Origin of the sequence: Pseudomonas sp. 10B238 (assembly GCF_000970615.1) — a bacterium.
In the GTDB taxonomy this organism is placed as follows: Bacteria; Pseudomonadota; Gammaproteobacteria; order Pseudomonadales; family Pseudomonadaceae; genus Stutzerimonas.
The window spans coordinates 44,791-63,332 of the sequence record NZ_KQ033943.1; the positions used below are offsets into that span (position 1 = coordinate 44,791).

18 protein-coding genes are annotated in these 18,542 nt (G+C 59.9%); 3 read left to right on the forward strand and 15 right to left on the reverse strand.

The features are described from left to right. Positions 1-35 precede the first annotated feature (35 nt). From purD to RT21_RS20910, 11 genes are all read right to left on the reverse strand, one after another. The gene (gene purD / locus RT21_RS20860) at positions 36-1,325 is read right to left on the reverse strand and encodes a phosphoribosylamine--glycine ligase (RefSeq protein WP_046164266.1); all 1,290 of its coding nucleotides are present in this window, start codon (positions 1,323-1,325) and stop codon (positions 36-38) included. A gap of 87 nt (positions 1,326-1,412) precedes the next feature. Next, positions 1,413-3,017 carry a bifunctional phosphoribosylaminoimidazolecarboxamide formyltransferase/IMP cyclohydrolase gene (gene purH / locus RT21_RS20865; protein WP_046164267.1) on the reverse strand — a complete coding sequence of 535 codons (1,605 nt, stop codon included), beginning with the start codon at positions 3,015-3,017 and terminating at the stop codon, positions 1,413-1,415. Between the two features lie 83 nt (positions 3,018-3,100). After that, entirely contained in the window at positions 3,101-3,421 is a 321-nt protein-coding gene (fis, locus tag RT21_RS20870) for a DNA-binding transcriptional regulator Fis (protein WP_021208373.1), read from the reverse strand. Then, positions 3,418-4,431, reverse strand: coding sequence for a tRNA dihydrouridine synthase DusB (dusB, locus tag RT21_RS20875; RefSeq protein WP_046164268.1), 1,014 nt, complete (start codon positions 4,429-4,431; stop codon positions 3,418-3,420). The genes fis and dusB overlap by 4 nt, the downstream gene beginning before the upstream one ends. A 200-nt stretch (positions 4,432-4,631) precedes the next feature. After that, positions 4,632-5,906 carry a DUF3426 domain-containing protein gene (locus RT21_RS20880; RefSeq protein WP_046164269.1) on the reverse strand — a complete coding sequence of 425 codons (1,275 nt, stop codon included), beginning with the start codon at positions 5,904-5,906 and terminating at the stop codon, positions 4,632-4,634. A gap of 96 nt (positions 5,907-6,002) precedes the next feature. Further along, positions 6,003-6,884: a 50S ribosomal protein L11 methyltransferase gene (gene prmA, locus RT21_RS20885; protein WP_046164270.1), complete on the reverse strand. Its 882-nt coding sequence runs from the start codon at positions 6,882-6,884 to the stop codon at positions 6,003-6,005. 144 nt (positions 6,885-7,028) lie between these two features. Next, positions 7,029-8,378, reverse strand: a complete 1,350-nt coding sequence (gene accC / locus RT21_RS20890; RefSeq protein ID WP_045424888.1) for an acetyl-CoA carboxylase biotin carboxylase subunit — start codon at positions 8,376-8,378, stop codon at positions 7,029-7,031. Between the two features lie 17 nt (positions 8,379-8,395). After that, positions 8,396-8,851, reverse strand: coding sequence for an acetyl-CoA carboxylase biotin carboxyl carrier protein (accB, locus tag RT21_RS20895; RefSeq protein WP_046164271.1), 456 nt, complete (start codon positions 8,849-8,851; stop codon positions 8,396-8,398). A gap of 80 nt (positions 8,852-8,931) precedes the next feature. Further along, positions 8,932-9,375, reverse strand: a complete 444-nt coding sequence (gene aroQ / locus RT21_RS20900; RefSeq protein ID WP_046164272.1) for a type II 3-dehydroquinate dehydratase — start codon at positions 9,373-9,375, stop codon at positions 8,932-8,934. 152 nt (positions 9,376-9,527) lie between these two features. Next, the gene (locus RT21_RS20905) at positions 9,528-11,309 is read right to left on the reverse strand and encodes a protein-disulfide reductase DsbD (RefSeq protein WP_046164286.1); all 1,782 of its coding nucleotides are present in this window, start codon (positions 11,307-11,309) and stop codon (positions 9,528-9,530) included. A 71-nt stretch (positions 11,310-11,380) separates the two neighbouring features. Continuing rightward, entirely contained in the window at positions 11,381-11,704 is a 324-nt protein-coding gene (locus tag RT21_RS20910; RefSeq protein WP_046164273.1) for a Rieske (2Fe-2S) protein, read from the reverse strand. 185 nt (positions 11,705-11,889) lie between these two features. On the opposite strand from RT21_RS20910, the gene RT21_RS20915 reads away from it, so the two are divergent. Genes RT21_RS20915 through RT21_RS20925 form a run of 3 tightly spaced genes read left to right on the forward strand, consistent with a single transcriptional unit; the run spans position 11,890 to position 14,538 of the window. After that, on the forward strand, positions 11,890-12,873 hold the full coding sequence (locus tag RT21_RS20915) for a FecCD family ABC transporter permease (RefSeq protein WP_177327115.1): 984 nt from the start codon (positions 11,890-11,892) through the stop codon (positions 12,871-12,873). Next, positions 12,873-13,640: a heme ABC transporter ATP-binding protein gene (locus tag RT21_RS20920; protein WP_046164275.1), complete on the forward strand. Its 768-nt coding sequence runs from the start codon at positions 12,873-12,875 to the stop codon at positions 13,638-13,640. Before RT21_RS20915 ends, RT21_RS20920 begins: the two co-directional genes overlap by 1 nt. Before the next feature lie 10 nt (positions 13,641-13,650). After that, a complete protein-coding gene (locus tag RT21_RS20925) occupies positions 13,651-14,538 on the forward strand; it encodes a ChaN family lipoprotein (RefSeq protein ID WP_046164276.1) in 888 nt (295 codons plus the stop codon). Between the two features lie 226 nt (positions 14,539-14,764). On the opposite strand, the gene RT21_RS20930 is transcribed toward RT21_RS20925, so the two are convergent. From RT21_RS20930 to RT21_RS20945, 4 genes are all read right to left on the reverse strand, one after another. Continuing rightward, positions 14,765-15,568 (reverse strand): cyclic nucleotide-binding domain-containing protein, encoded by an 804-nt coding sequence (locus RT21_RS20930; RefSeq protein WP_046164277.1) that lies wholly within the window; start codon positions 15,566-15,568, stop codon positions 14,765-14,767. 105 nt (positions 15,569-15,673) lie between these two features. Then, positions 15,674-15,946, reverse strand: coding sequence for a TfoX/Sxy family protein (locus RT21_RS20935; RefSeq protein WP_045424905.1), 273 nt, complete (start codon positions 15,944-15,946; stop codon positions 15,674-15,676). An 8-nt stretch (positions 15,947-15,954) separates the two neighbouring features. Further along, positions 15,955-16,707 (reverse strand): class I SAM-dependent methyltransferase, encoded by a 753-nt coding sequence (locus RT21_RS20940; RefSeq protein ID WP_046164278.1) that lies wholly within the window; start codon positions 16,705-16,707, stop codon positions 15,955-15,957. 152 nt (positions 16,708-16,859) lie between these two features. Further along, a complete protein-coding gene (locus RT21_RS20945) occupies positions 16,860-18,422 on the reverse strand; it encodes a bifunctional aminoglycoside phosphotransferase/ATP-binding protein (RefSeq protein WP_046164279.1) in 1,563 nt (520 codons plus the stop codon). Between the last annotated feature and the right edge of the window lie 120 nt (positions 18,423-18,542).

Below are 18,542 nucleotides of genomic sequence, written 5' to 3' on the forward strand. Positions count from 1 at the left end.
AGCTGCCGTCGCGCACATTGCCGCGAATTTCGCGCTTAGCTTCCGCCCTGCTCACGTGCAATTGCACGATAACCGATGTCATGCCGGTAAAAATGCCCGTCCCACTCAATGCGAGCGGCCAGTGCATAAGCATTTTGCTGAGCTGCGGAGACCGTATCGCCAAGGGCTGTAGCGCAGAGCACGCGACCGCCAGCGGTAGTCACCGCTCCGTCCACCAATACGGTCCCGGCATGGAACACCTTACCTTCCAGTTGAGCAGCGGCGTCCAGGCCACGGATCGCGGCGCCTTTGCTGTAGTCACCCGGATAGCCTCCCGCAGCAAGTACTACGCCCAAGCTCGGGCGCGGATCCCACTGCGCTTCGATCTTGTTCAGCGCCCTCGCCAAAGCTGCTTCGACCAGCAGCACCAGGCTCGATTGCAGGCGCAGCATGATCGGCTGTGTTTCCGGATCGCCAAAGCGGCAGTTGAATTCGATGACTTTGGGCGCGCCGTTGCGGTCGATCATCAAGCCGGCATAGAGGAATCCGGTATAGACGCTGCCCTCGGCAGCCATGCCCTTAACGGTCGGCCAGATCACCTCGTCCATCACACGTTGATGGACTTCGGCGGTCACCACCGGCGCCGGAGAATAAGCGCCCATCCCACCCGTGTTTGGGCCGGTGTCGCCGTCGCCGACACGCTTATGGTCTTGGCTGGTGGCCATTGGCAACACATTGGTGCCATCGACCATGACGATGAAGCTGGCTTCCTCGCCGTCGAGAAATTCTTCGATCACTACCCGTGCGCCCGCATCACCGAACGCGTTGCCGGAGAGCATGTCGCGCACGGCTTCTTCCGCTTCGGCCAGGGTCATGGCGACGATCACGCCTTTACCGGCCGCCAGGCCGTCGGCCTTGATCACGATCGGCGCGCCTTTTTCTTGCAGATAGGCCAATGCCGGTTGGACTTCGGTGAAATTCTGGTAGTCGCCGGTAGGAATGTTGTGACGGGCGAGGAAGTCTTTGGTGAACGCCTTGGACCCTTCCAGTTGTGCTGCAGCAGCGGTCGGGCCGAAGCAGTCGAGCCCGCGCGAACGGAACAGATCGACGACACCTTTGACCAGTGGCGCCTCGGGACCGACGATGGTGAGCTGCACGTTCTGCTCGGCGAAGTCTGCCAGTTGCTCGATGGCAAGTACGTCGATCGCGACGTTTTCACACTTCGCTTCAGTTGCCGTACCGGCATTGCCAGGCGCGACGAAAACTTTCTCTACGCGTGGATCCTGCGCGACCTTCCAGGCCAGGGCGTGCTCGCGGCCGCCGCTGCCGATGATTAAAACGTTCATACTCGAGTCTCTCGTCTGAGAGCAGGAAGCCGAAGCAGGAAGCAGGAAGCAGTAGGCTTCAGTCTTCCAGCTTCAAACTTCGAGCTTTTAGTGCCTGAAATGGCGCATGCCGGTGAACACCATGGCGATGCCGGCTTCGTCTGCAGCCGCAATCACCTCGGCGTCGCGCATCGAACCACCTGGCTGGATTACCGCGGTAATACCGGCTTTGGCGGCGTTATCGATGCCATCCCGGAACGGGAAAAACGCATCGCTGGCCATCACCGCACCGGGCACCGGCAGGCCGGCATGCTCGGCCTTGATCGCTGCGATCCGTGCGGAGTTGACCCGGCTCATTTGTCCGGCACCGACCCCGACTGTCTGCCGATTTTTGGCGTAGACGATGGCATTGGACTTGACGAACTTGGCTACTTTCCAGGCGAAAATCAGGTCGTGGATTTCCTGTTCGGTCGGGGCGCGCTGAGTGACGACCTTCAGGTCGGCTTCGCTGATCATCCCAATGTCGCGGCTCTGTACCAAAAGACCACCGTTGACGCGCTTGAAGTCCCAGCCCGGTGCACGATCGGCCGGCCACTGGCCGCATTCGAGCAGGCGTACGTTGGCTTTGCTTGCGACCACTTGGCGGGCTTCGGCCGATATGCTTGGTGCAATGATCACCTCGACGAACTGCCGTTCGACGATGGCTTTTGCCGTTTCGCCATCCAGCTCCCGGTTGAAGGCGATGATGCCGCCGAATGCCGACTCGCTGTCGGTCGAATAAGCCAGTTCATAGGCTTGACGGATGCCGCCCTCAGCATCCGGAACGACGGCGACGCCGCACGGGTTCGCGTGTTTGACGATTACGCAGGCTGGCTTGACGAAGCTCTTCACGCACTCAAGGGCCGCGTCGGTATCGGCGACGTTGTTAAACGACAATTCCTTGCCCTGCAGCTGGCGGGCGGTGGCAACGCAGGCTTCGTCAGCGGTCTCGACGTAGAAGGCCGCAATCTGATGTGGGTTCTCACCGTAGCGCATGTCCTGCGCCTTGACGAACTGGGTGGTGAACGTCCGCGGAAGCAGGCTGCGTCCCTCGGTCGACAGCGTCTCAGCGCTCTGGTCGACGGTCCCCAGGTAATTCGCGATCATGCCGTCATAGGAGGCCGTGTGTTCGAAGGCCTTGAGCGCCAGGTCGAAACGCTGCGCATAGGTCAGGCCGCCGTTTTTCAGGTTGTCGATGACGTGAGCGTAATCGTCGGCGTTGACGACGATGGCGACGTCCTTATGGTTCTTTGCGGCGCTGCGGACCATGGTCGGGCCACCGATGTCGATGTTCTCGATGGCGTCCGGCAGCGTACAGCCAGGCTTAGCGACGGTAGCTGCGAAGGGATACAGGTTGACTGCGACCAGGTCGATCGGGTTGATGCCATGCTCGGCCATGACTGCGCTATCCATATCACGGCGGCCAAGGATGCCCCCGTGAATCTTCGGATGCAGCGTCTTGACCCGACCGTCCATCATCTCCGGAAAGCCGGTGTAGTCGGCTACTTCGACGGCGGCGATGTCGTTGTCGCGCAGCAGCTTAAAGGTGCCGCCGGTGGACAGGATCTCGACGCCCAGAGTGACGAGTGCGCGGGCAAAATCAACGACGCCGGTCTTGTCGGACACACTGATCAGCGCGCGGCGGACGGGAAGGCGGGTGCTTTGGTCGGTCATGGACATTTCCTAAGAGCTACAGGCTGCAAGCGGATAGCTCTTAGGAAGACGGCTTGCACCGTTCCATCGGAGCTCAACGCTAATCAGAGAAGGTCGTACTGCTTGAGTTTCTTACGCAGGGTGCCACGGTTCAGGCCCAACAGCTCCGAGGCCTTGGTCTGGTTGCCCTTGACGTAATTCATCACGGTTTCCAGCAGTGGGGCTTCCACCTCGGAAAGCACCAGGTTGTAAACGTCCGTAACGTCCGCGCCTTCTAGGTGCGCGAAATAGTTATGCAACGCCTTCTCCACACTGCCTCGCAAGGTCTGACCTGCTTCGCTCGGCGTATTAAGGTGTTGCTTGAGGTTCACGTTGTCGCTCACGGATGTTGTTCCAGTTAACAAGGTTTCGTTCAACAGCGTCATGCAGCCACCCCTTTTCCTTCCCCCGAATCAGGGCGTGTACGGCGTTCGGCGAAAAATCCCCGAACGCTGGCGCATTGCGCATCCCTGTCTTCCAAACCGTTGAACCGGCCGCGGTATTCCTGCGCGCCGGGTAGTGTTGCCAGGTACCAACTGACGTGCTTACGGGCGATACGTACACCCATCACATCGCCGTAGAACGCATGCAGTGCCTCGAGATGCTGCAGCAGAATACCCTCGATCTCTCCCAGCGTCGGAGGTGCCATTAGCTCGCCTGTCGCGAGGTAATGGTTTATCTCACGAAAGATCCACGGCTTACCCTGCGCGGCCCGGCCAATGAGCAGTCCGTCCGCACCCGTCGTGTCGAGCACTAGGCGGGCTTTTTCTGGTGTATCGATGTCGCCATTGGCAAACACCGGTATCGACACGGCTTGCTTGATCGCCGCGACGGTCTCGTATTCCGCGTCACCTGTGTAGAGATCGGCACGCGTGCGGCCATGAACGGCCAGCGCGGCGATCCCGGATTGCTCGGCAATTCTCGCCACCGTGAGCCCGTTCTTGTTCTGCCTGTCCCACCCAGTACGAATTTTCAGGGTTACTGGCACATCAACCGCAGCGACCACAGCCTCGAGTATTTCCGAGACCAGCTTTTCATCTTTCATCAACGCCGAGCCGGCGGCCTTGTTGCACACTTTCTTGGCTGGGCAACCCATGTTGATGTCAATAATCTGCGCGCCCAGTTCGACATTGCGAGCGGCCGCTTCGGCCAGCATTTGTGGGTCGCCGCCGGCGATCTGCACCGAGCGCGGTTCTGGATCCCCGTCGTGCAGCAAGCGCAGGCGCGATTTGCGGCTGTTCCACAGGCGCACATCGCTGGTCACCATTTCCGACACCACCATGCCAGCGCCCAGACGTCGGCATAACTGGCGGAACGGCTGATCGGTCACGCCGGCCATGGGCGCAAGGATCAATCGATTCGGAAGGATATAGGGGCCGATGCGTACCGCTGACATGAAGATTCCCTGCTTGGAGCCTGCTTGTTAGGTCGATCGGGACAGCAAAAAAGGGTGTGCATAATACCCGCTACGGATGACGGGTTAAAGGCTGTTCTGAACAAAATCTGAACAGCTCCGAGCTTATAACCAGCAGTAGCATGCCGCCCCGAAAAAGGGGGGGCGGCAAAGGCCGCTTATCGTCTCAGGCTGTGCGGTCGTTAATCGGGGGAGCGAAACGCGAGGCTGTAATTTACTGCCGTAATGCCCGGGTCGAGAATATCCAGCGCAATGTGGATAGGAATCTGCGAAGGCATTTCCCGCTGTCCGGCGAGCTCTCCTGAGAGGTATTCGCCGGGCTTGAAGGTACGCCGCGCAAGTGTCTGGCCCTGAATGTCGGCGAAGCGCACTTCCAATAATGGGAACGGCTGGGCAAAGGGTGCGCGGTTGTAGATGATCGCATCGACAACCAGCGCCCCAGCGAAGTCCGGGTGGCTGCGTACCACTAGATTGCTGCTCTTGATCTGGCTGATGTCGACTCTGGGCGGCAACTCGCAGCCAATAGCAGGACAGATTTTCTCCAGCCAAGGACGGTACTCATCTTGTCGCGCGAGCTCGTCGAAGTTATAGGCGGCATACTGCGCTGCTAACCCAAGCAGGGCGATCAGGTTCAATAAGCCCCAACCCAACCAGCGGCCCCAGGGGCGCCGGCGCGCCTGCCAATCGAGTTGCAACGGTTCATCGTCCAGTTCGAACAGCCGCTCCCCACGGCCGTATTCTCGCTCGGTGCTGACTCCGTTTCGGCCCGCCAGCGCAGCCTGCCCACTGTTTTCATCGGAATCGAACGGCCGGTCGAGCAGTGGCTCGGTGCGTCCCGCTGAGTTGAGCTGGCCGATCAATGGATCAGTAGTGCTTGCCAGCGGGCTCGGCGGGGCAGGGTGTTCGGCGCTCACTGGGGTGAAGTGAATATCCGAGATATCGGTGCCGGGCTCGGCGGTATGTTCTGGCTCCGCCTTGAGCGGCTCGTTGCGTGTTTGGGGCGCTGATTCCGCGCTCAACAGCTGCTCGGCCCACGCTTCGTCGTCATCAATTGAATGGTCGGTGTGTTCGCGGTGCTGCTGTTCACCAGGTTGCGGTTCAAGCTCCAGGAATTCGCGGGACAGTTCCAGCTCCTGGCGCTCAAGCTTTGCCAACTCTTCATCAAGATCAAGGCTGTCCAGATCCAGATCGTCGTGGATCCAAAACGTGTCGTCTTGATCTGCAGGTTTGTCTGGCAGCGCTTGCGCTTTTGGCGCGTCGCTGGTGGCGGAGAGGCGAGTGGCATCTGCGCTCGCGTCGCTTTTGCCAGTCGCGTCAGCTTCTTGCAGGTAGCGGGCGGCATTGAAGAGCTCCATGCATGCACCGCACCGCACCACACCCTGGGCAGCGGCGAGCTGGGTGCGGCTGACGCGGAAGCTGGTCTGGCAATGGGGGCACTGGGTGACGAAGCTGGTCATGCGTTGGTCCGGCTTAAATGGCCGTAGTCTAGCGCATGCACGCCAGTGAGCAGCAGTGGAGAACGGCCGAGTTGAGTGCTCGGCCAGAGACTTTAATCACAGCCGACGGGTGCCGGTAATTCGCACCCAACCATCTTTGTCCGCCGTCGCGTCAAGCGCGAATTGATCTGCATAGGCCGCACGGACCTCTTCAGCCTGCTCGGCCAATATTCCCGACAGGGCCAGACGGCCGCCGGGCTTGACCTTTTCGATGATGCGCGGTGCCAGTGCCACCAGCGGGCCGGCGAGGATGTTGGCGACCACCACGTCAGCCTGGCCATCGGGAAGCTGCTCGGGCAGATAGAGCGGGAAGCGTGCTGGGTCGATGCCGTTGCGCCCGGCATTGTCACGCGATGCCTCGAGCGCCTGTACGTCGATGTCGGTTCCCACCGCTTGCTTCGCCCCTAAAAGCAGGGCAGCAATGGCCAAAATGCCGGAGCCACAGCCGAAATCCAGCACGTCCAAACCATCTAGCGGCTGCGCGTCCAGCCACTCCAGACAGAGCGCCGTGGTCGGGTGAGTGCCGGTGCCAAAGGCTAGGCCGGGATCGAGCGATAGGTTCACCGCGTCCGGCTCTGGAGCAGCATGCCAGCTCGGCACGATCCACAAGCGACTGCCGAAACGCATCGGGTGAAAGCTGTCCATCCAGCTGCGTTCCCAATCCTGGTCCTCGATCCGCTCAAGCTGGTACTCGGGCAGCTCGCCGCCTGTTAGTAGCTGCAGGTGGGCCAGGAGGTTGGTTTCGTCGGTATCGCCTTCGAATAGCGCCAGCAAATGTGTGTGCGACCACAGCGGAGTGGTGTTGAGATCGGGCTCGAATATTGGTTGATCTTCGGCGTCCATAAAGGTTACGGACACTGCGCCAACGCCCAATAGAGCGTCTTCGAGGGCTTCCGCCTGTTCCGGTGAGATGGCGAGACGAAGTTGTAGCCAGGGCATTGGGGCCTCTCGGAGCGAACGGCCGGGATAGCTGGCCGGGGAAAAGTCGAAATATTACTGGAGCATGCGTGCAGCTTCCATCCGGCTGAAGCCAGAAACGACAAGGGCTGCCAATCGGCAGCCCTTGTCGATGTCAGCACTGGATCAGTGCTTGTCCATTCCCAGCTTCTTTTCCAGGTAATGGATGTTCACGCCGCCTTTGCAGAAGCCGTCATCTCGGACCAGATCCCGGTGCAGCGGGATGTTAGTCTTGATGCCGTCGACAACGATTTCGTCCAGAGCGTTGCGCATGCGAGCCATGGCTTCTTCGCGTGTCGCGCCGTAGGTGATCAGCTTGCCGATCAGCGAATCGTAGTTCGGTGGCACCGAATATCCGCTGTACAGGTGTGAATCGACCCGGACGCCATTGCCGCCAGGCGCGTGGAAGTGCTTCACCTTGCCAGGGCTGGGCAGGAAGTTCGAGGGATCTTCGGCGTTGATCCGACATTCCAGTGAGTGCCCGCGAATGACCACGTCTTCCTGCTTGATCGACAATTTGTTGCCGGCAGCGATGCTGAGCATCTCCTTGACGATGTCGATGCCAGTGACCATTTCGGTTACCGGATGCTCTACCTGAACGCGCGTGTTCATTTCGATGAAGTAGAAACGGCCGTCTTCGTAAAGGAACTCGAAGGTGCCGGCGCCCCGGTAGCCGATCTCGACGCAGGCATCGGTACAGCGCTTGAGTACTTCGGCACGTGCTTTTTCGTCGATATAGGGGGCAGGTGCTTCTTCCAGAACCTTCTGATGGCGGCGCTGCAGCGAGCAGTCGCGGTCGCCCAGATGCACAGCGTTGCCCTGTCCATCGGACAGAACCTGAACTTCGACGTGGCGCGGATTGCCCAGGAATTTCTCGAGATAGACCATCGGATTGCCGAACGCCGCGCCCGCTTCGGTACGGGTCAGCTTGGCCGATTTGATCAGGTCTTCTTCCTTGTGGACCACGCGCATGCCGCGCCCGCCACCGCCGCCTGCTGCCTTGATGATCACTGGATAGCCGACTTCGCGTGCGATGCGCAGCGCTTCGGTTTCATCTTCCGGTAGCGGCCCCTCGGAACCCGGTACCACAGGCACGCCTGCTTTGATCATGGCTTCCTTGGCAGAGACCTTGTCGCCCATCAGGCGAATGGTTTCCGCTTTAGGACCGACGAAGGCAAAACCGGATTTCTCCACCTGCTCGGCAAAGTCGGCGTTCTCAGCCAGAAAGCCATAGCCGGGATGGATCGCCGTGGCGCCGGTCACTTCTGCGGCGGCAATAATCGAGGGGATGTGCAGGTAGGAGTTGGTGGCGAGGGCCGGGCCGATGCAGACGGACTCGTCGGCCAGGGCCAGGTGCATCAGCTCTCTGTCTGCGGTCGAGTGAACTGCAACGGTCTTGATCCCCAGCTCTTTGCAGGCTCGCAGAATCCGCAGGGCAATTTCACCGCGGTTGGCGATTAGTACTTTTTCCAACATCGCTGGTTCTCCGCGGTTCAAACGATGGTGAACAGCGGCTGGTCGTATTCGACCGGCTGACCATTCTCCACCAGGATGGATTCGATGGTGCCGCTGGTTTCGGCCTCAATGTGGTTCATCATCTTCATCGCTTCGACGATGCAGAGGATGTCGCCTTTCTTAACGCTCTGGCCAACTTCGACGAAGTTTGCCGATTCCGGCGACGATGCGCGGTAGAAGGTGCCTACCATCGGCGAACGGACCACGGTGCCGTTTAGCTTCGGCTGCACCGGTGCGGCGTCGGCGGCTGGCGCTGCAGCAGGAGCGGCTGCCGGTGCTGGCATCGGTGCCTGGGCGTAGTAGGGCTGCTGCATTGCAACCTGCTTGCTGTGACGGCTGATGCGAACGGACTCTTCGCCTTCGTGAATTTCCAGTTCGTCGATACCGGACTCTTCCAGCAGTTCGATCAGTTTCTTGACTTTGCGAATATCCATGAAGCGGTGACTCCCAAGTAGGTTCAAAGGGCATTGCTGCTCGCTTCTTCGAGGCCGGGCGCGTGTCGCGCGCGGTCCTGTCAGGAAGCAGCGAGTTGTTCCAGGGCGGCCTCCAATGCCAGGCGGTAGCCGCTGGCGCCAAGGCCGCAGATCACCCCTACCGCGACATCCGAGAAGTAGGAGTGATGGCGGAAAGGTTCACGCTTGTGCACGTTGGACAGGTGCACTTCGATGAATGGGATGCTCACCGCCAGCAGCGCGTCACGTAAGGCGACGCTGGTATGTGTGAAAGCGGCGGGATTGATCAGGATGAAGTCCACGCCTTCACCGCGTGCGGCATGGATGCGCTCGATCAGTTCGTACTCGGCATTGGATTGTAGGTACAACAGGTGATGGCCGGCGTCGCGGGCTCGCTGCTCCAGATCCTGATTGATCTGAGCCAGTGTTATGGCGCCATAAACGCCAGGTTCGCGAGTGCCAAGCATATTCAGATTCGGGCCGTGGAGGACCAGAAACGTCGCCATGAGTATTCCTTGTTGTTCTATCCAACCAGCCGCTTGGAGCGCGTCGGTCGGTGAGGGGAAAAACTATGCCCGAAGCAAGGGCTGACTGTCCAGTCATGTCTTGATCGGCGTAAATGCCGACATTATGACTGGAGATTGCCGCAGGGAATCGTCTAGAGAGAGGCTTCTGCGCGGTCCAGTCGTTCAGCAAACTGGCTGGCATCGATTTCACCGACGACCCTGACGTCGGTCAGTTCATTGCCGGCGCGATCAAAGAATAGAACCGCAGGCGGTCCGAACAGCTTATAGCGATCCAGCAAGGCCCGTTGTTCCGGGTTACTGTCCGTAATGTCGAAGCGAACCAGGCGGTAGTCTTCCAAGCGGGGTGCAATTTGAGGGGCGGCGAACACTTCGCGCTCTATCACCTTACAGCTGATGCACCAATCGGCGTACCAGTCGAGCATCAACGGCTGGCCGGCTGCTTGTGCCGCTTTGAGCTGGGCGTCGAGTTCATCTGGGGTGGTTATCGTGCGCCAGGCTTCAGTTTCGCTGGCCAAACTGTTGCCGACGGCTGACGTCGAGCGGGGCAATGGGCGAAGCGGATCGGAGCCACCTTGCAGCGCACCGACCCAAGCCGCCAGGGCATAGACCAGCAGGACCAAGCCCAGTAATTGTGCCAGTTTCTGTTGGGGGGTCTTGAGACCGAACTCCAAGGTGCCAAGGAACAATGCCGTGCCGGCGGCCAGCAAACCCCACAGTGCCAGCGCCAGCGGACCTGGCAAAACCCGCTCGAGCATCCATACCGCGACTGCCAGCAGCAGCACACCGAACACGTTGCGCACCGTGACCATCCATGGTCCGCTCTTGGGGAGCAGGGCGCCGCCGCCAATGGCGAACAGAATCAGCGGTGTGCCCATTCCCAGACCAAGGGCAAACAGTTTGAGTCCGCCACCCAGCGCATCGCCACTGGCGCTGATATACAGCAGAGCGCCAGCAAGCGGTGCCGAGACGCATGGCGAAACCAGCAGGCTGGAGACAGTGCCGAGCAGTGCGGCACCGACGAAGGAGCCGCCCTTGGCGTTACCCGCAATACGCTCGAGGCGGTAGCCCATGGCCTGCGGGACGCGCAGCTCGAACAGTCCGAACATGGCCAGGGCAAAGGCGACGAAAAATAGCGCGAACGGCACTAGGATCCAGGGAGATTGCAGCCGTGCCTGCAGATTCAGCTCGGCTCCGAACATGCCCATGAGCGCACCGAGCACGGCGAAGCCGGCCGCCATTGGCAAGACGTAGGCGAGCGATAGGCCAAAGCTGCGCATCCCGCCGATCTGTCCGCGCAACACGACCCCGGACAGAATCGGCAGCATTGGCAAGACGCATGGTGTGAAGGTCAGCCCCAAACCCGCGAGAAAGAATAACGCCACCGAGCGCCAGGAGAGACCGGCACTGGCATCGGTCGGACTGTCTGGAATCGATGCTTTGGGCGGCCCTGTCGGCGCGCCACCAATGTCGAGAGATTCGGTTTCCGGCGGATAGCACAAGCCTTTGTCTGCGCAACCTTGGTAAGTCACCTGCAAGGTAAAGGGTTGGTTCTGCGGGTTGCGAATCGGTAGCTCGACGTCGAGCACGCCGTAATAGACTTCAACTTCGCCGAAATAGTCATCGGTCTTCTGCTCGCCGGCTGGAAGATTCGCCTCGGCGATCACAACCCCAGGCGTATCGGTCCTGAATTTGAACTGGTGCCGGTAGAGGTAATAGCCTTCCGCCGCAACGAAACGCAGTTTCACCAGCTCCGGCGAGGCGTCGATCAGGTTCAGGCGAAACGCCTCGCGTACCGGCAAGAAGTCCGCGCTGTTGTTCAAGCCGCCAAGCGTCACGCTAGGACGGCTGTCAAACAGGCCTGCGGCGGCAGGGAGGGCGAAGAACAGGAGCAGCAGACTCAGCAAACGGCGCATGGTCATCTCACAGGAAGCAGTGACCGCATGATACCCAACGCGGCCAATCGTCGCTCGTACGCAACGTCGCACTAGCGCACGTTCTGTAACCAGATGGTGCCGTCCTGCTCGATGCATGGCAGCGCTCGCAATGCCTGTCCTGCACAGGGGCCGGCCACGCACTCGCCACTATCGATGAGAAACAGGGCGCCGTGGGTGGCGCACTGGATCAGGCTGCCGCTGCTGTCGAGGAACTGGTCCGGCAACCATTCCAGAGGGATTCCGCGATGTGGGCAACGATTCTGATAAACGTAGAGTGTGCCCTCCTTGCGTATTGCCAGCAGGCGCTGCCCTTCTCGTTCGAAACCCTTGCTCTGGCCCTCCGTCACCTCAGAGGCATCACACAGTCGAATCATCCGGACCTCCTTATTTCGAGAGAATTATCACTCAATCAGCAGTCGCCGGGTTGGCTAACGGCTGATAGCGCTGGCGGAGCCGGTGGCTGGCTTTTATTCTTCTGCTCAAATTTCAACTGGCGAAACTTTTGATGAGCCCAGTGCTATCTGCACGCCCGCTGTTTATTTCGCTGGGACTCGTGTGGCTGATCGCGTTCTGGTTGTCGCTGTCGCTTGGGCCGGTCACTCTACCGCTGGGCGATACCTTAAAAGCCTTGCTGCAACTGTTTGGCTTATCGATTACGGGCGAGGGCGCTGACCAAGCCGCTCTGATCCTCGGACAGATACGCTTGCCACGCGCCTTGCTCGGGTTGAGTGTGGGGACGGTACTGGCATTGTCCGGCGTTGCCATGCAGGGGTTATTTCGCAATCCATTAGCTGACCCGGGGCTGGTCGGTGTTTCTAGTGGTGCCGCACTAGGCGCCGCCGCCACCATCGTTGGTGGTGAGCTAGTTGGCGGAATTTCCCCGCTGCTGGAGCCTTATCTGCTGTCAATCAGTGCGTTTCTCGGTGGCCTGGGTGTCACCTGGCTGGTTTATCGGCTCGGCCGTCGGGACGGGCGTACCCATGTCGCGACGATGCTGCTCGCTGGCATTGCACTGACCGCTCTTGCTGGAGCGGTGATCGGGCTCTTCACCTACGTAGCGGATGACAAAGCGTTGCGTACGTTGACCTTCTGGAATCTCGGCAGCCTCAACGGGGCGAGCTATGCACGGCTCTGGCCGCTATTGCTGGTGACTGTGGCGGTGACGCTCTGGTTGCCTCGCCGTGCGCGGGCACTGAATGCGCTGCTGCTGGGCGAATCGGAGGCACGTCATCTGGGCTTTGACGTGGAACGACTCAAGCGCGAACTGGTGTTTTGCACAGCGCTCAGTGTCGGCGCTGCTGTAGCGGCGGCGGGCATGATCGGCTTCGTTGGGCTGGTGGTTCCACATTTGGTGCGGCTGATGATCGGGCCCGACCACCGGTTACTGTTGCCGGCTTCGGCGTTGGCTGGGGGGAGTCTGTTGCTGCTTGCCGATCTCCTTGCCCGGCTTCTGCTGGCACCTGCCGAGTTGCCGATCGGTATCGTCACCGCATTGCTGGGCGCGCCTTTCTTTCTTTACCTGTTATTGCGGCAGCCACAGTGATGCTCAGTATTCGCGGAGGCTCAGTCCGACGAGGCGCTTCCGTCATCCTCGCTGACGTAAACGTGGCTTTGGATGCAGGTGAAGTCTTAGGGGTGCTGGGACCAAACGGAGCAGGGAAGAGCACCCTGCTGGCCGCGTTGAGTGGCGAGCTGCCAGTAGGTGTTGGCGAGGTGCTGTTACATCAGAAGCCGCTGCACGGCTGGAGTGGTCCGGAGCGCGCACGCTGTCTTGCGGTTTTGCCGCAAAATTCAAGCTTGAGTTTCGGTTTTCGCGTCGACGAAGTGGTCGGCCTAGGTCGGTTGCCACATGAAAGCGGTCTCGAAGCCGACCGGGCTATCGTCTCGGCTGCACTGGGTGCTGCAGATGCGCAGCATCTGGCCCAACGCAGTTACCTGTCGCTGTCGGGAGGCGAACAGCAGCGCGTGCACCTAGCCCGGGTGCTTGCGCAGCTATGGCCCGGGCGTACCGGGCAAGTATTGTTGCTCGACGAGCCTACGGCCATGCTCGATCCGTTGCATCAGCACAGCATCCTGCACGCGATCCGCCAGTTCGCCAAACTGGGCGGCGCGGTCCTGGTCATCCTGCATGATCTCAACCTTGCAGCACGCTACTGCGATCGTCTGGTGCTGCTGGCTGACGGACGTGTACATCTGAGCGGTACGCCCGAACAGGTGCTGCAGACCGAGCCGCTGAAGTCGGTATTCGGCCTCGATGTGCTGATCCAACGCCACCCGGAAAGAGACCACCCGCTCATTATTGCTCGCTGAGGATTGATGTATGCGATTGCTATTGCCCCTGGTCGTGATCCTGCTCACCGCCGCTTGTCAGTCAGTACCATCCTTGCCAGCCTGGCAAAGCCCAGAGGGTCTCGAGCATCCCGACCTGGGGCGTATCGTCGATCTGCGAAGCGGCGAACAGATTTCGCCGAGACGATTGCTCGACAAGCTAGCCAAGGTCGATCAGGTATTGGTGGGGGAGCGCCATGACAACCCGGACCACCATGCGCTCCAGCTTTGGCTTCTACAGGCATTAGCACAGCGCCGAGCGCAGGGCAGTCTGCTGCTGGAAATGCTCAATCCGGATCAGCAGGACAAGGTCGCTAAGGTGCAAGCATTGGTTGACCGTGGGCGGTGGCCAGCTGACCTGCCTGCTGCGCTGGACTGGCAAAAAGGTTGGGAATGGAGGTTGTACGCCCCGCTGGTCAAGCATGCGTTAGCGCAGCCCTATCCGTTGCTGGCGGCCAATCTCGACCGCAAGGAAATCATGCGTGTCTACCGCCGTATACCCACGCTCACCGGTGCGGCCGCTGACAAGAGCGTGCAGGGGGTCTTGCTCGCACAGATTCGAACGTCCCACTGCGACCTGCTGCCAGAGAAGCAGCTACCCGCCATGCTGGCAGTCCAGCAGCAACGCGACTTGCGAATGGCTGAGCAGCTGGATGCCGCGCCGAAGCCGGCAATGCTAGTGGCAGGTGCTTTTCATGTCCGGCGTGATCTCGGCGTGCCTTTGCATCTCTCGAGTCGCAGTGGCAACCCCGCGACGCGAGTAATGATGTTCGCCGAAGTGGGAGACAGGGTGTCCGCCGATCAGGCCGATTTCGTCTGGTTTACCCCGGCTCAGCCGCAGCAGGATCATTGCGTCGAACTTCGTAAGGCAACCGAGTAGCTGGGACTAAAGTCTCAGCGGAGCTAGTGTTTCGCGGGCAAAAAAAGACCCGGCAAGAGCCGGGTCAAAACCGTGATTAGCCTGATGAGGAGATAACCTGAAAGGCCGACTGCCCGTCCTTTCAGCTTACCGGCTGATCTCGCGACCAGTGGTGCTAATAATAACAATTCTCATTCGTTAGTCAACAGCCGAACTTAAATAAAGTTTTCGCCCAAGGTCATGGGATTTACGCGCTGGCGGTGAGGGGCATGCGCAGCTGCGTCACCTCTTTGTTCAGCAAATCGATGCGCCTGGCCATGCTTTCGATCAGGCTGTGCGCAATCTTGGGGTTGCTCTGCATCAGACTGAGAAACTGGTCCTTGGGGATAAGCATAACGGTGCAGGCGACAGTGGCGACGACGGTCGCGCTGCGCTTCTCTTGGGTGAATACGGCCATTGCCCCAAAGATCTCATCTCGCTGTACGTCGCCGACTTTCTGTCCATCAACAAGCGCGTTGGCATGGCCTTCGATGATGATGAACACGTTGTCCGCATCGTCGCCCTGTCTAATCAATTCCTCGCCCGCGGCGAAATGCTGGAAGCCGGTGGTGGGGTGGATCTCGGGTTGCTTCAGTCGCGCCAACGCATCTGACAACAGCGCTGTCTGCCCAATCAGGTACTGGGTGAAGAGCTCCTGCCGCCGCTGATCCGCATGAATATGGCGAAACACCGCACTCCGTGCATAGGGAACCAGACGAATCGATTCATCGCTGCGATAACGGCACAGCGGCAGTTCGATTCCTTGGCGTAGTCCGAGCAGGTCGCCTTCCTGCATGTAGAACAATGGTCTTTCATCGACCAGTGCATGCAACAGGCCGCTCTCGATGACGAATAGGTGCTGCTCGGGTAGGTCTTCCGCCAGGTCGTCGGACCCCTTGATCTCGATAGGTGGTGCAGAAGGGGTGAGCCCTTCAAGCAGTTGCGCGGGGATCCCCTGCAGACGGTTGATCAGTTGATCGGCATAGGCCGGTTGTTCCCCGAGTAGATACATGTCGGCAATCCTTGGACAAGCGGGCTCACAGAGGTGGAGCGATGCGCGTGCTCACCATAAGGCCGCGCTTGAAGAGAGTAAATCGCGCCGAGCGGGCATTGTGAGCTAGCTCTTGTCTCGGTAATCACAGCGGGCCAGGTGCTGGTTCAGCTCGGTTTTCAGGGTGTCCGGCAGTTCCTTCCAATTAATGTCTCGCAAGGCCCCTTCGATGGCATAGAGCAACACTCTCGAGGCGCTGAATCCTCGTGACTTAACCGCCTGGTAGGCACTGACCGCGCCGAGTCGACGCAGGTCATCGGCCGTATGGATGCCCGAGGCGTGCAGCCATTGCGCGGATGTCTTGCCAAGATTTCTCAAGGTCAACAGTTCGTCGTGCATGATTGCTCCTATCGGCCTGGGTAGCCGGCGAGGAAATGAAGCGGCCAGCGAACCCGGCGCTGGTGTTCCGGATTTCCCCATAGACGCTTGAACTCAGATTCGAGTGAAGTGACCGGATCTTGGCCATGGGTCTGCTGCCACTGCTTCACCGCCGACCAAGTGCGCAGGTAGCCAAGCAGCTGTGGCAGGTTCCAGTGGGCTTCGAGGGCAAATTCTGGAGGTTGGAAGGTTGTGAATGGTGCTTGGATATCTCGATAGCCCGCATCGACGCTGGCGCGTCCTGGTGGCCAGTAGCCGCTCAGGGTTTCGCCATGCAGCTGCTCGATCATGGCATCCAGCGGCGGTTCGATACGAAGCAAGCTGTAGCACCACGCGCAGAACAGCCCATCTGCTGACAGCACTCGCTTCGCTTCGTCAAAGAAGGCTGGCGTAGCGAACCAGTGCAATGCCTGTGCGACCACAATCAAGTCGGCCACGCTATCGCGCAGCGGCAACTGCTCAGCTTGCGCAGCGAATCGCTCCGCAGATCGCCAGTCGGTACTGCCGGTCAGTTGGCCAGGGCTGGCATCGCACGCCACAACTCGGTCGAAGTGGTCGACCAATCCCCGTGTAGCCTGGCCAGTGCCAGACGCAACGTCGAGTGCGCAGCTGGGCACCGAGCACTGTTCGGCGAGCCAATTGAACAGGCTGCTCGGATACGTGGGGCGGAACTGTGCGTAGTCGTCAGAACGAATTGAAAAGAGCTGGACGCTATCACCCATGGCAACGGTCCAGCGATACCAATGGCAGAACACAGTGAGACATGGCCGACTTCCGCTGACAGACATGTTCAGTATAGAAGCACCGCTGGGTTCTGCCTTCAGCGGTGCCTGGATGGCGCTTTTCCGTACAGGGAGCGTTGTCCTCCCGGGTGTCAGAGGCCCGGCAGGCGCTGCCGAATCGCGCTTACCAATGCGTCAAGGCTCCCCGCTTCGGGTGTGTTGATTTGCCGGTTAAGCAACTGCTCACTCTCGCCCAGCGGCTCGCGAGATGACTGTTGAGCGCTGATCACAGCCATCGTGGCATCGGACGGATCGCCGCCCTCGGCCTGGCGCTGGGTGAGCCACTGTTCGATGACGGCGTCGGGCGCCTCGCAGCTCAGGATCATAAAGGGTACGCCGGTAGACTCTGCAACTTGCCAGGCCGCTTGACGATACTGATGCTTCAGGTAGGTCGCATCAATGACCACCGAGAAGCCGGCGCTAAGCGCGGTCTCGGCTAGCGAGTGCAAACGCTGATAGGTGGCATCGCCAGCCTCGGCATTGTAGATGCCGGCATTTACCTCGGACGCAAGGGCCTCTGGTTGCTGACCGTAGAGCCGTTTGCGTTCGACATCCGAACGTACACGGATAGCGCCCAGAGCCTCTACCAGGCGCAGCGCAACCTGGCTCTTGCCAACCGCCGATACGCCGTGAGTGATGGCAAGGAAGCGGGAGGGGATAGCGCTGTAGCTTTCGGCCAGATTGGCGTAACTACGATACTGGCGCAGGACGATCCGGCGCTGCACGGCGTCCTCTTCCTGGTGCAGCCGAAATAGGCTGACCTTCGCCCGAACAAGCGCTCGGTAAGCCTTATAGAGGTTGAGCAGTTGCAGCGCGGCGTAGTCGCCAGTGCGTTCCAGCCAGCCGTTGATAAAGCGCCGTGCCTGGCACTTCAACCCTCGGTCTTCTAGGTCCATCGCCAGGAAGGCGGCGTCGGAAGCGATGTCGATCAGGCGAAATGGCTCGTTGAATTCGATGCAGTCGAACAGCACCACCTCGTTTTTAATGATGGCGGCATTGCCCAAATGCAGATCGCCGTGGCATTCACGAATGAAGCCTTGTTCGCTGCGTTGCTCGAGCAATGGCTGCAAGCGGGCGATGCTGGTTTCGGTCCAGTCCAGCAGGGCATCGAGTTGCTGCAGGTCTGCTTGCTCGGTGAGCAAAGGGCGAATCTGCTCGAAGTTTTGCCGCATCGGCGCGACGATCCCTTCGGCGCTGTTTAGCGCATGGTCCGCAGCCACCTGCGGAATGCTCAGGTGGAACCCGGCGATTTGCTCGGCGAGGGCATCAATGTGATTGTCCGTCAGCTCACCCCGTGCCTGTACCTCCGCCATCAGCTGCGTTTGTGGGAACTCACGCATTTGCAACAGGTATTCGATGGGTTCGCCATTCCCCCCGATTTCCGGTTGTTCGACGCTGCCAGTGACAGGCAGAACCTGGAGATACACATCCGGCGCCATACGCTGGTTCAGGCGCAGCTCTTCCTCGCAATAGTGCTTGCGTGCCGCGAGGTTAGTGAAGTCGAGGAAGCCGAAGTCAACCGGCTTCTTCATCTTGTAGGCGTACGCGCCAGTAAGGATGACCCAGGAAATATGGGTCTCGATGACTTTAAAGCCGTCGACCGGGTGGGGGTACAGGGCCGGATTCTGCAGTGCAGCAATCAGTGCTTGGCTCACGGTCACTCCTTGTAGGTTTGTTGGACGGGCGTGTGAGCGCTTCGGGAGCCAGTTCACACAGTCAAAAAACGCTTCATTATGTCCATCCTCGGTAAGCGTGCAAACCGCCAAGAGGCCGTC

Coding starts and splice junctions, on each gene's coding strand:
- fis (WP_021208373.1), bottom strand. CDS start 3,421: ATGACGCTGTTGAACGAAACCTTGTTAACTGGAACAACATCCGTGAGC.
- RT21_RS20940 (WP_046164278.1), bottom strand. CDS start 16,707: ATGGGTGATAGCGTCCAGCTCTTTTCAATTCGTTCTGACGACTACGCA.
- RT21_RS20910 (WP_046164273.1), bottom strand. CDS start 11,704: ATGATTCGACTGTGTGATGCCTCTGAGGTGACGGAGGGCCAGAGCAAG.
- RT21_RS20920 (WP_046164275.1), top strand. CDS start 12,873: ATGCTCAGTATTCGCGGAGGCTCAGTCCGACGAGGCGCTTCCGTCATC.
- dusB (WP_046164268.1), bottom strand. CDS start 4,431: ATGTCAGCGGTACGCATCGGCCCCTATATCCTTCCGAATCGATTGATC.
- prmA (WP_046164270.1), bottom strand. CDS start 6,884: ATGCCCTGGCTACAACTTCGTCTCGCCATCTCACCGGAACAGGCGGAA.
- purD (WP_046164266.1), bottom strand. CDS start 1,325: ATGAACGTTTTAATCATCGGCAGCGGCGGCCGCGAGCACGCCCTGGCC.
- RT21_RS20880 (WP_046164269.1), bottom strand. CDS start 5,906: ATGACCAGCTTCGTCACCCAGTGCCCCCATTGCCAGACCAGCTTCCGC.
- RT21_RS20905 (WP_046164286.1), bottom strand. CDS start 11,309: ATGCGCCGTTTGCTGAGTCTGCTGCTCCTGTTCTTCGCCCTCCCTGCC.
- accC (WP_045424888.1), bottom strand. CDS start 8,378: ATGTTGGAAAAAGTACTAATCGCCAACCGCGGTGAAATTGCCCTGCGG.
- RT21_RS20935 (WP_045424905.1), bottom strand. CDS start 15,946: ATGCACGACGAACTGTTGACCTTGAGAAATCTTGGCAAGACATCCGCG.
- accB (WP_046164271.1), bottom strand. CDS start 8,851: ATGGATATTCGCAAAGTCAAGAAACTGATCGAACTGCTGGAAGAGTCC.
- RT21_RS20925 (WP_046164276.1), top strand. CDS start 13,651: ATGCGATTGCTATTGCCCCTGGTCGTGATCCTGCTCACCGCCGCTTGT.
- purH (WP_046164267.1), bottom strand. CDS start 3,017: ATGACCGACCAAAGCACCCGCCTTCCCGTCCGCCGCGCGCTGATCAGT.
- aroQ (WP_046164272.1), bottom strand. CDS start 9,375: ATGGCGACGTTTCTGGTCCTCCACGGCCCGAATCTGAATATGCTTGGC.
- RT21_RS20930 (WP_046164277.1), bottom strand. CDS start 15,568: ATGTATCTACTCGGGGAACAACCGGCCTATGCCGATCAACTGATCAAC.